This is a genomic window from Nonomuraea sp. NPDC049480 (assembly GCF_044465905.1).
Taxonomy (GTDB): domain Bacteria; phylum Actinomycetota; class Actinomycetes; order Streptosporangiales; family Streptosporangiaceae; genus Nonomuraea.
Genome location: NZ_JBITMD010000010.1, coordinates 30,237 through 43,844 on the forward strand (window position 1 = coordinate 30,237; position 13,608 = coordinate 43,844).

The 13,608-nt window shown below is 68.4% G+C and carries 9 protein-coding genes, 1 tRNA gene and 1 pseudogene; 4 read left to right on the forward strand and 7 right to left on the reverse strand.

What is annotated here, in order from left to right:
* Positions 1-464: 464 nt before the first annotated feature.
* From ACIBX3_RS27660 to ACIBX3_RS27680, 5 genes are all read right to left on the reverse strand, one after another.
* Positions 465-1,700, reverse strand: a complete 1,236-nt coding sequence (locus tag ACIBX3_RS27660) for a serine hydrolase domain-containing protein (RefSeq protein ID WP_397121835.1) — start codon at positions 1,698-1,700, stop codon at positions 465-467.
* Positions 1,701-2,046: 346 nt separating this feature from the next.
* Entirely contained in the window at positions 2,047-3,585 is a 1,539-nt protein-coding gene (locus ACIBX3_RS27665; RefSeq protein WP_397121837.1) for a serine hydrolase domain-containing protein, read from the reverse strand.
* A gap of 294 nt (positions 3,586-3,879) precedes the next feature.
* The gene (locus tag ACIBX3_RS27670) at positions 3,880-4,260 is read right to left on the reverse strand and encodes a VOC family protein (protein WP_397121839.1); all 381 of its coding nucleotides are present in this window, start codon (positions 4,258-4,260) and stop codon (positions 3,880-3,882) included.
* A 137-nt stretch (positions 4,261-4,397) separates the two neighbouring features.
* On the reverse strand, positions 4,398-5,285 hold the full coding sequence (locus ACIBX3_RS27675) for a LysR family transcriptional regulator (RefSeq protein ID WP_397121841.1): 888 nt from the start codon (positions 5,283-5,285) through the stop codon (positions 4,398-4,400).
* A 353-nt stretch (positions 5,286-5,638) separates the two neighbouring features.
* Positions 5,639-6,085, reverse strand: coding sequence for a nuclear transport factor 2 family protein (locus ACIBX3_RS27680; RefSeq protein ID WP_397121843.1), 447 nt, complete (start codon positions 6,083-6,085; stop codon positions 5,639-5,641).
* A 414-nt stretch (positions 6,086-6,499) separates the two neighbouring features.
* Here ACIBX3_RS27680 and ACIBX3_RS27685 point away from each other — a divergent pair.
* Positions 6,500-6,559 (forward strand): annotated as a pseudogene (locus ACIBX3_RS27685) (hypothetical protein); the annotation flags it as partial.
* Positions 6,560-7,075: 516 nt separating this feature from the next.
* On the opposite strand, the gene ACIBX3_RS27690 reads toward ACIBX3_RS27685, so the two are convergent.
* Positions 7,076-7,161: transfer RNA gene (locus tag ACIBX3_RS27690), tRNA-Leu, on the reverse strand.
* A 340-nt stretch (positions 7,162-7,501) separates the two neighbouring features.
* On the opposite strand from ACIBX3_RS27690, the gene ACIBX3_RS27695 reads away from it, so the two are divergent.
* The gene (locus ACIBX3_RS27695) at positions 7,502-8,158 is read left to right on the forward strand and encodes a hypothetical protein (protein ID WP_397121845.1); all 657 of its coding nucleotides are present in this window, start codon (positions 7,502-7,504) and stop codon (positions 8,156-8,158) included.
* Between the two features lie 225 nt (positions 8,159-8,383).
* Positions 8,384-10,333, forward strand: a complete 1,950-nt coding sequence (locus tag ACIBX3_RS27700) for a chaplin family protein (RefSeq protein WP_397121847.1) — start codon at positions 8,384-8,386, stop codon at positions 10,331-10,333.
* A gap of 166 nt (positions 10,334-10,499) precedes the next feature.
* Here the strand turns inward: ACIBX3_RS27700 and ACIBX3_RS27705 are convergent, their stop codons facing one another.
* A complete protein-coding gene (locus ACIBX3_RS27705; protein WP_371248993.1) occupies positions 10,500-10,667 on the reverse strand; it encodes a DUF5703 family protein in 168 nt (55 codons plus the stop codon).
* Positions 10,668-10,876: 209 nt separating this feature from the next.
* Here ACIBX3_RS27705 and topA point away from each other — a divergent pair, with 209 nt between their 5' ends.
* Entirely contained in the window at positions 10,877-13,561 is a 2,685-nt protein-coding gene (gene topA / locus ACIBX3_RS27710; protein WP_397121849.1) for a type I DNA topoisomerase, read from the forward strand.
* Positions 13,562-13,608 lie beyond the last annotated feature (47 nt).

The window sequence follows — 13,608 nt, forward strand, 5'->3', positions numbered from 1 at the left end:
TCCTCGGGCCGCGACCCCGGCCGGCGCCCGCTTCGGCGTCGCCGCCGAGTTCCTGCTCCTCGTGAACGCGAGCCTCGGACAGGTCATGGAGCAATGGCAGCAGAACCAGGCGACTGCCAACGCCGGGCACCGGTCATCTCTCGCGGCTTTCGGCGGGGGCCCAGGAAGGGATCCCCTACGAGGACGCCCTCCGCCATCGTTCTCTCCTGCGCGACATGCCATGTACGTGATAAGGGCCTGTTATCACGTACATGAGCGATCATGGCGGCTCGGCGACCAGGAGAACCCTTCGCCGGGCAGGTGCGCGACTCCGGCACGTTATCCGGTACATCACTCGGACCGGTACAGCGCTCGCCGCCGGGCGGCCGGTATGAGCGCGGCGCCGAACCTTACCGACAAGCCAAGGCGTCCGGGTCCAAGGTGTCCGGCCCGTCGACTGAGCCGGCGGAGTCGGCTTGGCCTCGTCAATCCGCGGTCTGCCCGCCGCAGAACACCTCCTGGACGAGACTGTCCACCAGCTTCTTGTAGTCCTTTGCCGGGCCCCTTGTGGCCTCGTCCACCCAGGTCACCGAGGCGGTCAGGGTCTTGCTGCCGTCGGGTGAGCTGTACATGAACGCCCCGTAGCCGTGCGGGGGGCTGCCGTTGTGCTGGAAGACGGTGCCGCAGTCCGGGCCCAGGTCCTGCACGAACAGCCCGAGGCCGTAGCCCATCTTCGGGTGCGGCTCGCGCATCTCGGCCAGCAGCTTGGCCGGCAGGAGCTTGCCGCCGTTCAGCGCGGAGATGAACGTGTGCAGATCCTGGGTGGTCGAGATCAGGTCACCGGCGCCGGCCAGCAGGGACAGGTTCTGGCGCGAGATGTCGACCACCTTCTGCCGGCCGGCGTCCTCATACCGGTAGTAGCCGTGGGCGTGCGGCCCGGGCAGCTGTGTCCGGTTGCCCGCCACCATGGTGCCCCGCATCTTGAGCGGCCGCAGGATCCGCCGCTGCATCTCCTCGGCGTACGAGCGGCCGGTGACCTTCTCGATCAGCAGCAGAGCCAGCGTGTAGTTGGTGTTGGTGTAATTCTGGTCCATCCCCGGCGCGAACCGCGCCGGCTTGGACAACGCCAGCCGTACCAGCTCTTCGGGCCGGTAGCTGCGGAACCGGTTGTCCAGCCAATCCCTGCCCGCGGCGGAGATCCCCGGCTCCCACTTCCCGTTGGAGTCGAAGTCACCGGTGTAGTTGAACAACCCGCTGGTGTGCTGCAGCAGCATCCGCACCGTGATCCGCCGGTCCAGCCCGAACTCGGGCAGGTAGCCGGCCACCGGCGCGTCCAGCCCGATCTTGCCCTCGGCCGCCAGCTGCAGCACCACGGTCGCGGTGACGGTCTTGCTGATGCTGCCCGCCCAGAACGACCCGTTCGTCGGCGGCTTCGCGCTCTGGCCCAGCTTGCGCACCCCGGCGCTGCCGACCCACTCGCCCTGCTCATCGTGCACGCGCACCTGCACCCCGGCGAAACCGGCATCGACGAACGCCTGCGTGGCCTTCTGCAGCTCCGGACGGTCCTGCCGGGCAGCGGCCTTCAGCACGGTCACGCTGCGGTCCACGGTGCCCATGGCGGGGGTGGCCGTCCCGGCCAGCAGCGCGGCCGCCAGCGCCGTGACCGCCACGCGCCGCAAGACCTTGGTCTGCCTGATCTCTGGTGGGGATTGGGTTTTCATGATTCCTGTCTTTCGGTGTCGCGCTCAGGCGAACAGCTCGCCGAGCAATTCGGGATCGATGAGGATGGGGCCCGGATGGAGGGCGGGCGAATGCGTGCCCATCAGCTCGCCTATCAGGAAGTCCAGGCGCGCTTGCGGACGTCATGCGGACAGTCGATGAGTTGGTGCCCGGCCGGCTACGACGATCAGCTCGACATCCTTGTCAGCGGCGATGAGTCGGTCGACCAGCCGCAGCGTGTAGTCCGGGCGAACCTGGTCGCCCGCGCCGGCGGGCGTCGGCCAGGGCGAGCGAGCCGGCTTGGCCCGTACAGGTCCACGGTGCTCAGCCCTGACTACTGGGCCGGATCTACAGAGCCGACCCGGCCTGCCCGCCGCCGAACACCTCCTCGACGAGGCTCTGCGTCGCCTTCTGGAACGCCTCTCCCATGGACAGTGCGGCGTCGTCCACGTAGTTCAGCGAGGCGGTCAGGGTCTTGCCGCCGTCGGGCGTGCTGTACATCAGCCCCGCGTGGCCGGTGATGCCGCCGTTGTGGGTGATGACGGTGCCGCCGGCCTGCGTGTCCTGCACGAACACCCCCAGGCCGTAGCCGGCCTTCGGCTCCGGCGTGCACATCTCGGCCAGCAGCTCGGCCGGCAGCAGCCTGCCGCGCACCAGCGCGGAGATGAACGTGTGCAGGTCCTGGGTGGTGGAGATCATGTCGCCGCCGGTGGAGATCCAGGACGGGTTCTGGCGGGTGACGTCGACCACCTTCTCCTGGCCGTCCTCCTCATACCGGTAGTAGGCGTGGGCGTGCGGCGCGGGAACGTCCGTCGAGGTGTCAGGCGCCACCGTGCCCGACAGCCCGAGCGGCCCCAGGATCAGCCGCTGCATCTCCTCGCCGAGCGAGCGGCCGGTGATCTTCTCGACCAGCAGCCGGGCCAGCACGTAGTTGGTGTTGGAGTAGCTCCAGTCGGTCCCCGGCTCAAACCGCGCCGGCTTGGACAGCGCCAGCCGGACCAGCTCTTCGGGACGGTACGTCTTGAACCGGTCCTCCACCCACTCCCGGCCCTGGTAGACGATCCCCGGCACGTACTCGGGGTAGTAATCGCCGGTGAAGTTGAACACCCCGCTGGTGTGCTGCAGCAGCATCCGCACGGTGATCCGCCGGTCCAGCCCGAACTCGGGCAGGTAGTCATCCACCGGAGTGTCCAGTCCGATCTTGCCCTCGGCCACCAGCTGCAGCACCACGGTCGCGGTGAAGGTCTTGGTGTTGCTGCCGATCCGGAAGTGCCCGTTCGCCGGCGGCTTGGCGGTGTCGCCCAGCTCGCGCACCCCGGCGGTGCCGACCCACTCGCCTTGCTCATCGTGCACGCGCAGCGTCACCCCGACGAAACCGGAATCGACCATCTCCTGGATGAGCTTCTGCAACTCTGGGCGATCCGGCCCGGGAGCGGCTGGCGGCACGGCCACGCTGCTGTCCGGGGTGGCCACCCCTGGCTTGGTCGAAGCGACGTGGAGGGCCTTGGTGATCTTGCGGGCCATCTCGGCCATGGTGGGGCTGGGCTCGCCCTTCTGCGGCCGGGTGGCTGCTTCGACGGCGACGATGATGGTGCGGCGGAAGTTGTCGGCCTCTGCCGGAACCTGCTCGTTGAGCAGGCTCATGGCCGCGGTCAGGGCCGGGAGCACCTGGTCGGCGAGTGCGGCGGTGGACTTGCCGTTCAGGCCCTTGGGGGCCTTGGCGAGCACGTGCCCGACCAGGCCGGTCGCGGAGGTCAGGGCGATGGAGCCTTCGGTGGCGACCTTGTGGGCCGAGCCGGCGGCACCGGCGGCGGACATCAGCGAGACGGCGCCCCACGCGGCGGTGCGCAGGGTGAGCTTGTCCTGCTCATTAAGGGTGACGGACATGATTGCATGCTCCTTTTAACCAATGAAATATTCACTTCAACGAACCGATGGTGGATGCGGTCCTGCTGATGCCCGAGGCACCTGGATTGCTCAGGTCGGCTCGCCCGAGAAGCTCGCACCCAGCTTCGAGGCCGTGATCGCTGAACCGTTCATGGCATCCACCATCGCTGGCTGCCCTGATACCGGACCGTCGCCGTCCTGACGCGGCCGCTGACACAGTCCCTGACACGACACGCATAGTCGGTGATGATGCCGGTGACGGTGAACGACATGACCAGGTCGGCCGGTCCGGGGTCAGCCCGTAATCGGGGAGATCCACTCGGTGAGCTGGATCTCCACGCCGTTGGGGTCGGTGAGCTGCATCAGCAGCTCACCCCATGGCTCCCGCCGGAGCGGGATGGTGATGGTGGCGCCTTCACTGCGTAGCCGTTCGTACTCGGCGGCGAGGCCGGTGACCGCGAACACCACGATCACCTCTGCCAGTTCCTGTCCCGGTTGCCACCGCTCAAGGTCGCGCTCCACCAGGACCAGATCGAAGGCCCCATCGTCACGGCCCAGCGCGATGAACTCCTCGCCGACCAGGATTTCGCGGAAGCCGAGATGGCTGGTGAAGAACCGGCTGGAAGCGGCCGGGTCGGCGACGGTCAGGGATACTGCGGAAGAGACGATGTTCACGTCCCAGCACCAGCAAAGGACATATCCCCATTCACCTCCCGACGGGCGTGCTCTTTGGATGGATCAAGCATCACGCCGGGCAGTGCTGCGGATCAACGGCGACTATCGCAACGGTCGTTAACCCATGGTTGACGGTCTCAGCCGGTCAGCGGTCCCAGGTCGCGCACCACGCGGGCGAAGGCGCGGATGAGGTCGTTCTCCGCGTCGCTGCGCCACACCATCCCGTACGGCAGCGCCTCCATGTCCGTGACAGGCAGATAGACGATGGAGGGGCGGGGGAAGTACCAGGTCACGTGGACCGGGAAGAGGGAGACCGCATTCCCCATGGCCGTATGCAGGAAGATGTCCTCGATGGTGCCCACGAGCTCCGTCCGGTCGATCGACCGGCCCTTCGGAGTGAGCTCCGGAATGTAGCCGTCGAACCAGTAACCAGGCACCGGCTCGATAACGACATGCTGATAGTCGCTGACCGCCTCCAGGGAGGCCGTGGACCGCTTGGCAAGAGCGTTGTCTGCAGCCAAGGCCAGCACCCTCGGCTCGGCGAAGAGCAGGGGACCCACGGTCAGGTCGGGCTCCTCCACGGGTAGCCAGGTGACCAGGATGTCGGCCTCCCCATTACGCAGCTGGGCGAACGGATCCGCATAACCCGACATCCGCAGGCGCAGCTCCCACTGTGGGTGGCGGGAGCGGAAGGTCTCCCAGTACCGGCGCAGCTCCTGGACGTTGACGGGAAACAGGCTGACCCGGAGCGTGCCGGTCTTGCCCCTGGCCGCCAGCCGGGCCCGCTCCAGGCTCTGCGTCAACCCCTGATGCAGCTGGCGCAGGTCGTCGCGGAGCTGCTCACCCACCGGTGTGAGCCGTACATTGCGGCTGTCCCGGGCGAAGAGCTCGACGCCGATGACCCGTTCCTGCTTCTTGAGCGCCTTGCTGACCGCCGCCACGGAGACGTGCAGCCGCTCCGCCGCGCGGCCGAAGTGCAGCTCCTCGGCAAGGGTCAGAAAGATCTCAATGTCGCGCAGCTCCACACGACCCCTCTCCGTCGATCCCACCATCGAGACCGTTCATTCGGGGCGCAAGTATGACATGTCGGCCCTATTAGAGCGGTTGCCGCGAGTATGACGCGAATCGGCCGCCTCGCACACGTTGCGTCTGCTGCGCGCGCACCGGATCGTCGCCGTCCGCCGTTCCGGCCGGATGGCCTACTAACGCCTGGAGGACCCGCACGTGCGGATGCTGCTCGATGTGGCGCTCGCCCATACCCAGCACACCGAAGTCCTGTCCCCGAACGCGCCGGGACCGTCTGATGGGCGCCGGACACAGACACGGGCATGGATAGGCGAGCGCCCATGCCGAGGCCGCTACTCTGGATGAACAAGGCTTACTGATCGTCGGTTCTCTTGCAGCACGCGTCCCCGAACACCATGTGATGCCCCTTGGCGGTGTCCATGTACTCGCGCACCCGGTGGATCAATCCGTCCCGCAGTTGGAAGATGAAGCAGTAGTCGTTGCGGTAGGCGTTGCCGCCTGCCAGCGTGGCCTGCATGGTTTCCTCCACCACGACCACATCGCCGTCGGCGTGAAACCCGCGGAAATCTACCACCACATCGGCGACGAACATGCGCGGGAAGTCGATGGTGAGAAAGTGGACGATGGCGTCCCTGCCCACCATATGGTGCGTCGCGCCGAGCGCTACGGCGGTCGCGTTGCCGGGCGGGGCCAGCCATTCCGCGTCCTGAGTGAAGAAGCTTGCGATCAAGTCCTTGTCCCGGGTCGAGAATGATCGCCATGCCCGCTTCACCAGCTCGCGGTTCCGTTCAGAGGCCATGTCGGGCAGCGTAGGCCACCTCCCAGCAAGGGACCGGCCATATTCGGACATGGTCATCGGACTTAGGGCCAACCCAGGGCAATGATCATTAGGGCCAGCATGGCGGCCCGCCGATACGACAGCCGGGCACGGCCGGTGACCGGACAGACGTCACGGGTGGGAGTACGGGCCGACGCACGCCGATCGGTGAGGAACATCGGCCGGCGCGTTCCGCCCTTGAGCAGGCGCGGCAGCAACCAGTGGGTGTGGTCGGACACGGTCGTTCACGAGCCGATCATCGACACGGAGATTTTCGAGAAGGCACAGGCATTGCTGTCCGCCAACGGTCGGCCAGCGGCCCAGCGCAAGCCGCGCAGCACTCGACGCTCGTATGTCCTTCGTGGCCTGCTGCACTGCGGTGTGTGCACCCGCCGGATGGAAGGCACCTGGAACAACGACCGCACCCACTACCGATGCAAGTTCCCCACCGAATACGCGCTCGCCAACAAGATCGAGCATCCCCGCACCGTCTACGTCCGCGAGGACCACATCCTCGCCGAGCTGGACCCGTGGATCGGCCAGATCTTCGCTCCGGCCGCGCTGGAACAGACCATCCAAGCTCTGCTGGATGCTCAGAACAACGAGATGGATCTCGCCGCCGTCGAGAGTGCCCGGAAGACGATCGACGACTGCGACAAGCGGATGACCCGCTACCGGGCGACCCTGGACGCGGGTGGCGATCCTCAAGAGGTCGGCAGATGGATGGCGGAGACCCGAGCCGAACGGATGCAGGCCGAGGGTCGGCTACGGGCGATCAACAGGAAGCGTGAGATCACAGAGAAGGAGATCAGGGAGATGATCCCGAAGATGGCGGAGCTGCCCAAGATCCTTGGAAGCGCCGACCCGGCCGACAGGAACGACCTCTACACGCAGATGGGCCTCAACCTCGTCTATGACCCCTCGGAGAGGGTTGTCACAGTCGAAGCGAGGCCCAGCATGTACCAGAGTGCGTGTCCGAGGGGGGACTTGAACCCCCATGCCCATCACTGGGCACTAGCACCTCAAGCTAGCGCGTCTGCCTATTCCGCCACCCGGACTTGGTGCCTGCACGCGAGACCGTCATCCCGCGTCGGCTCAGTAAGGTTAGCAAACTCTGCGGAGTGCGTCATACCAAGAATCCGGTCCTTCTTCGAAGACGGCTCCGCACGCCCGGATTGGGGTGGGTGAGGGCGCTTAACGGGCGTCCCGTGGTGCGGCCTCCGGAAGGTTGGGGCGGTTGGGGTGGGTTTGGGAATGGGGGGCTTGGCGAATTCGTGGGTCTCTCGTGAAAAGGCCTTGCGGCAACCTTGGGTGCTGCTACGGTTACGGACCGTTGAGGGGTGAGTCCACGGACCGGTCCCACGATGTGGGGCCGGTTCTGGAGTTTCGGGAGGTCACGTGGCACGCGCGGCGGTACGGCAGTCGAGGGCGAAGTCCCTCGCCGCGTGCCGTCTGCCCGTGACCGTCCCGGGACAGAACGAGACCACCGATCGGGTTGACCGGATGGCGCGGTTCGCGGCCGGTGCCCGTCGGTTCGTCGTGCGAGCAGTCGCCATCGGTGGCCTGGTGGCCGCCGGGTGGCTGCTCGCTGTTCTGTTCGGCATGCTCACCGCTGCTCCGGCGGCCGCGGACGCCACCGCGGCGACAGGAGCCTCCGCGGGCGCCGTCGCGGCGGCGGCCGACTCCACTCAGGCCCAGGCACTGGGCGACTCCGTTCAGGCGTTCGCGAACCACGCGGACGCGCCCCATGCCCTTGTGGGCACCGGTCACGTCTCGGCGTCGGACAATGCCGAGGCCATGGCCGGGCGCACGGTCGACGGGCTCAACAGCCAGCGGGATCCTGGCCTGCCATCACCGTCCACCGCCGGAAAGATCCTGGACACCAATGGCTTGGTGCCCAACGGCGGCGGCAGCGGCCCGTTCGGGCCGGCTGCGGGGGACATCGCGAGGTCCGTCTTCGACCCGCGACTGCAGGTGCTGCGCGCTCCCATCGCGTACGTGCTTCCCCCCGTCGTCCGCACAGCGGCGGACGATCCCTCTTTCTCTCCTGACTGATCCCCGCCCGGAGTCCGGTCGGTCCATCACCTCCCCTTCTCGGGGGACGACCGGTCATTCCCAGAAACAGCGGCGGAGCGTGGCCTGATCCCCTCCGCCGGCGGGTGACACGTCAGTTCAACCGGTTCGCGAATCCGAGGTCTCCGCTGTGCGTGAACCTCACCTGGCCTCGGGCTGCCCGCGATCCGTTCAGGTATCCCCCCAGAACCACTAGGAGCATTCATCATGCGTACGTGGGCCAAGGCATCGACTCCTGCCGCCCTTCTCGCAGTGGCGGTCATGTCGTTCGCCGGCAGCGGCACCGCCCTCGCCGACACCTCGGGCAACGCGTCCTCCGGCGGCGGCAACCAGGTCGACCTGCCGATCTCCCTGCCCATCGACATCAGCGGCAACTCCGTCGCGACGGCCGGCTCGGCGGAGGCCTCCTCGCAGGGCGGCGCCGAGGTTGTGACCAACGGCAGGACCGGCATCTCCGACAGGACCTCGGGCAACGCCTCCGTAGGGGGCGGCAACCAGATCAACGCGCCGATCAGCGCCCCGGTCAACTCCTGTGGCAGCGCGGTCGCGGTGTTCGGCAAGTCTGACGCCGGCTGCAAGGGCGGCGCCACGGTTCGCAACCAGGGCAAGGGCGGCAACCGCACTTCCGGCGACGCGAGCGTGCTCGGCGGCAACCAGCACACCGCGCCCATCTCCGCCCCGCTGAACACCTGTGGCAACGCGGTGGCGATCTTCGGCGACGCCACGGCCGGCTGCAAGGGCGGCGCGAACGTCTTCAACACCGGCGCGGGCGCCGGCGGCAACCGCACCTCGGGCGCCGGGAGCGTCCTGGGCGGCAACCAGTCCGTCCGGCCGGTCAGCGCGCCGGTCAACATCTGCGGGAACGCGGTGGCCGTGTTCGGGCGGGCGTTCTCCGGCTGCAAGGGTGGCTCGTCCGTCGACAACGGCCGCAAGCGGGCCTACCAGAGCCGCCACGTGCACGCGGGCTCGACGGGCAACGACACCGACGGACGCTTCGGGGCGGGCAGCGGCAACCAGGTGGTGGCCCCGGTCAGCCTGCCGGTCAACGTCTGCGGCAACGCGACCGGCAACGCCTCCGCGGGATGCGACGGCGGCGCCACGGTACGCAACTCCGGCGCCGGCGGCAACCGCACTTCCGGCCAGGCGGGTGTCGGGTCGGGCAATCAGGCGGTCGCGCCGATCGCCGCGCCGGTCAATGTCTGCGGGAACGCGACGGCCTCGCTGGGGCACGCGTTCGCGGGCTGCAAGGGCGGCGCGTCGGTCAAGAACGGCGGCTCGCGCGGGGGCGGCAACCACACCTCCGGCCAGGCGGGCGTCGGGTCGGGCAATCAGGCGGTCGCGCCGATCGCCGCGCCGGTCAACGTCTGCGGCAACGCCGCGGCCGCCCTGGGCGACGCCGCGGCCGGGTGCCTCGGAGGGGCGCACGTCGGCAAGCCTGGTTACGACCGTCCGCACGGCTACCACCGATTCGCCCACGCCAGGGAGAAGGTCGCGGCCGCCAAGGGCGGACTGCTGCCCATGCTGCCCGCGGCACCGGCCCTGGCGGGCCTGCAGGGCGTCCCGGCCCTGGGTGCCCTCCAGAACGCTCCGGCCGTCGGAGCGCTGCAGGAGGCCGCCGGCGGCCGGCTGGAGAGCATGTCCGGCGTCACCAAGCAGGTGCAGGACGTCTCCGGCGTGACCAAGCAGGTCCAGGACCTCACCGGCGTCACCCAGCTCGAAGCCGTGTCCGGCCTCACCGAGAAGGCCCAGGGCGCGGGCGCGACCGCGCTGCCGCTGGTCGAGGACGCAGCCAAGACGTTCGGCCTGCCGGAGCTGCCCGAGCTGCCCGGCCTGCCCACCCAGGCGCAGGCCCCGGCCAAGCCGGCCAAGACCGCCATGTCCGGCCGCGCCGACCGCGGTGGCCGCACCGCCGGCCGCCCGTCCTCCCCGCTCAGCCCCGCGACCGACCTGATCGGCTCCGCACCGGCCGGCGGCGCCGTGACCTCGGTCACCCGCGGCCTGCCCGTCGGTGGTGTCGGCCTGATGAGCGCCGAGCAGCCGGCCGGTGTCACCGGGATGAACTCGAGCTCGCTGCTCGCGCTGGTGCTCGGCGCCATGTTCGCCGCCTCGGCGACGCTGTTCGCGTCGGCCCGCCGGATCCGGTTCGGCCGTAAGTAAGGAATCCGCTGAGTTCTGGTTCGGCCGTAACACGGGAATCGGAGCGCACGAACACAGACACGGCAACTGCTCACAGCCCGTGAGCAGTCGGCGATAGATGCTTTGCCCGTTCCGGGGGCGCGGCCCGGGACGGGCAAAGCCATGTCCGCGTTCGGAGCGTGTCGGCTCAGAGCGTGCTGCGTACCCGAATGATCTTGCGGCGTAGCCGTACGTGACGGCTGCCGTCGGGGTGGACGCGGACGCGCGCGAGCTCCCACTGGCCGTACTCTGCGTGTTCGGTCAGCAGCTGACGTGCTGCTTCGCGAGTGAGGTCGCGCGGAATGAAGATATCCATGTAGGAGTAGTCGAGCACAACGATTAGTCTCCAGGGTGAGTCAGGGCGCCATGCCGCTCGATGGGCCTTATTCTGCGTGCTCGTGGGTGGACCCGGAAGGTTGTGGGTAGCCCGGGGGGAAGGAAATTTCCGCGAGTCGGGTTACCTTTCAGTCTGTGCCGACTCCCGGCAGGGGGATTTTGCAAGCGAACAGCGAGGTAGGAAGCAGCGTGCCAGCCAAGAACGGCAGCGCCGGCGGAACACGCCTGGTGATCGTCGAATCGCCGGCCAAGGCGAAGACGATCGCCGGGTACCTCGGGCGCGGCTACATCGTCGAATCGAGCATCGGCCATATCCGGGACTTGCCGGAGAGGGCCGATGACATCCCCGAGAAGTACAAGGGCGCCCCATGGGCGCGTCTCGGTGTGAATGTCGAGCACGACTTCGAGCCGCTGTACGTCGTCAACCCCGACAAGCGGTCGCAGGTCGCCAAGTTGCGGCAGCTGCTGAAGGACGCTGACGAGCTCTACCTGGCCACCGACGAGGACCGCGAGGGGGAGGCCATCGCCTGGCACCTGCGCGAGGTCCTCAAGCCCAAGGTGCCCGTGCACCGCATGGTGTTCCACGAGATCACCCCGCAGGCCATCCAGGACGCCGTGGCCAACCCGCGCGACCTCAACCTCCGCCTCGTGGACGCCCAGGAGACCCGGCGCATCCTCGACCGGCTCTACGGCTACGAGGTCAGCCCCGTGCTGTGGAAGAAGGTCAAGCCCCGCCTGTCGGCCGGCCGGGTCCAGTCGGTCGCGACGCGGCTGGTGGTGGAGCGCGAGCGGGAGCGCATGGCGTTCACGTCGGCCCACTACTGGGACCTGCAGGCGCTGTTCGACACCGGCAGGTCCGAGGAGCGGCCGCGCGACTTCACGGCCACGCTGACGGTGGTCGACGGCAAGCGGGTGGCTCAGGGCCGCGACTTCGCCAGCACCGGTCAGCTCAAGACCGCAGGCGTGCTGCACCTGTCCGAGGAGGCCGCGGGAGCGCTGGCGGGCCGGCTCCGGGGGTCGTCGTTCGCGGTCAAGTCGGTCGAGCGCAAACCGTACACGCGCAAGCCGTACGCGCCGTTCCGGACGACCACATTGCAGCAGGAGGCCAGCCGGAAGCTGGGGTTCTCCGCGAAGTACACGATGCAGGTGGCCCAGCGGCTCTACGAGAACGGCTTCATCACCTACATGCGTACCGACAGCATCACGTTGTCGGAGACGGCGGTTGCGGCCGCGCGGTCGCAGGCGATCAGGCTGTACGGCCGCGAATACGTCCCGGACAAGCCCCGCGTCTACAGCAGCAAGGTCAAGAGCGCCCAGGAGGCGCACGAGGCGATCCGGCCCTCGGGCGAGGAGTTCCGCACGCCGGGCGAGACCGGGCTGACGGGTGACCAGTTCCGGCTGTACGAGCTGATCTGGCAGCGCACCGTGGCCTCGCAGATGAAGGACGCGGTCGGCGAGTCGGTCACCGTGAAGGTGGGCGGCAGGTCGTCGTCCGGCGAGGACGTCGAGTTCAGCGCGTCCGGGCGGACGATCACGTTCTACGGGTTCCTCAAGGCGTACGTGGAAGGGGCCGACGACCCGTCGACCGACCGCGACGACTCCGAGAAGCGCCTGCCGAACCTGGCCGAGGGCGACGGGCTCAGCGTGACCAGGCTCGACGTGGCCGGGCACTCGACCAAGCCGCCCGCGCGCTACACCGAGGCGTCGCTGGTCAAGGAGCTGGAGGACCGGGAGATCGGGCGGCCGTCGACGTACGCCTCGATCATCGGGACCATCCTGGACCGCGGCTACGTGTTCAAGAAGGGGACGGCGCTGGTGCCGTCGTTCCTGGCGTTCGCGGTGGTCAACCTGCTGGAGCAGCATTTCGGCAACCTGGTCGACTACGACTTCACGGCCGAGATGGAGAAGGTGCTCGACGACATCGCCAACGACCGGGCGGAGCGCGTGCCGGAGTTGCAGCGTTTCTACTACGGTTCCGACGGCGACGAGGGCCTGAAGGAGATGGTCACCGACCTCGGTGACATCGACGCCAAGGAGATCAGCTCGTTCCCGATCAAGGGGACGGACATCGTCCTGCGGGTCGGACGGTACGGCCCTTACCTGGACCGGGACGGCGCGCGGGTCAACGTGCCCGAGGACATGACGCCCGACGAGCTGACGGCGGACAAGGCCGAGGAGCTGTTCTCGCGGCCCACGGGCGACCGGCAGCTGGGACACGATCCGGTGACCGGGCACATGATCGTGGCCAAGGACGGCCGTTATGGCCCGTACGTGACGGAGATCCTGCCCGAGCCGGCCGAGGACGAGGCGCCGAAGCGGCGGACGAGAAAGGCCGATGCGCCGAAGCCCCGTACGAGCTCGCTGTTCAAGACCATGTCGCTGGACACCATCACGCTGGAGGACGCGCTCAGGCTGCTGTCGATCCCCAGGGTCGTGGGTGAGCTGGAGGGCGAGGAGGTCGTCGCGCTCAACGGGAAGTTCGGCCCGTACCTGAAGAAGGGGACGGACTCGCGTTCGCTGGCCTCCGAGGATCAGCTGTTCACGGTCACGATCGAGCAGGCCAAGGAGCTGTTCGCGCAGCCCAAGCAGCGCGGGCGGCGGGCCACGGCGGCGGCGCCTCTGCGCGAGCTGGGCGATGACCCCACCTCCAAGAAGCCCGTTGTGGTGAAGGAGGGGCGGTTCGGGCCGTACGTGACCGACGGTGAGACGAACGCCTCACTGCGCAAGGGCGACACGGTCGAGGACATCACGATCGAGCGGGCCGCCGAGTTGCTGGCCGAGCGGCGGGAGCGGGCGCCCGCGCCGAAGAAGACCACCGCCAGGAAGGCCCCGGCGAAGAAGGCTCCCGCGAAGAAGCCGGCGTCCAAGTCATAGGGCGCACCCCTGTTGGTGCTCCGGTGGCCGCTGCACGCGGCCGCCGG

Bases quoted from the DNA above. Each gene is read 5' to 3' on its own strand.
- ACIBX3_RS27660 (WP_397121835.1), bottom strand. From the start codon at position 1,700: ATGAAAACCCAATCCCCACCAGAGATCAGGCAGACCAAGGTCTTGCGG.
- ACIBX3_RS27665 (WP_397121837.1), bottom strand. From the start codon at position 3,585: ATGTCCGTCACCCTTAATGAGCAGGACAAGCTCACCCTGCGCACCGCC.
- ACIBX3_RS27680 (WP_397121843.1), bottom strand. From the start codon at position 6,085: ATGGCCTCTGAACGGAACCGCGAGCTGGTGAAGCGGGCATGGCGATCA.
- ACIBX3_RS27700 (WP_397121847.1), top strand. From the start codon at position 8,384: ATGCGTACGTGGGCCAAGGCATCGACTCCTGCCGCCCTTCTCGCAGTG.
- ACIBX3_RS27705 (WP_371248993.1), bottom strand. From the start codon at position 10,667: ATGGATATCTTCATTCCGCGCGACCTCACTCGCGAAGCAGCACGTCAG.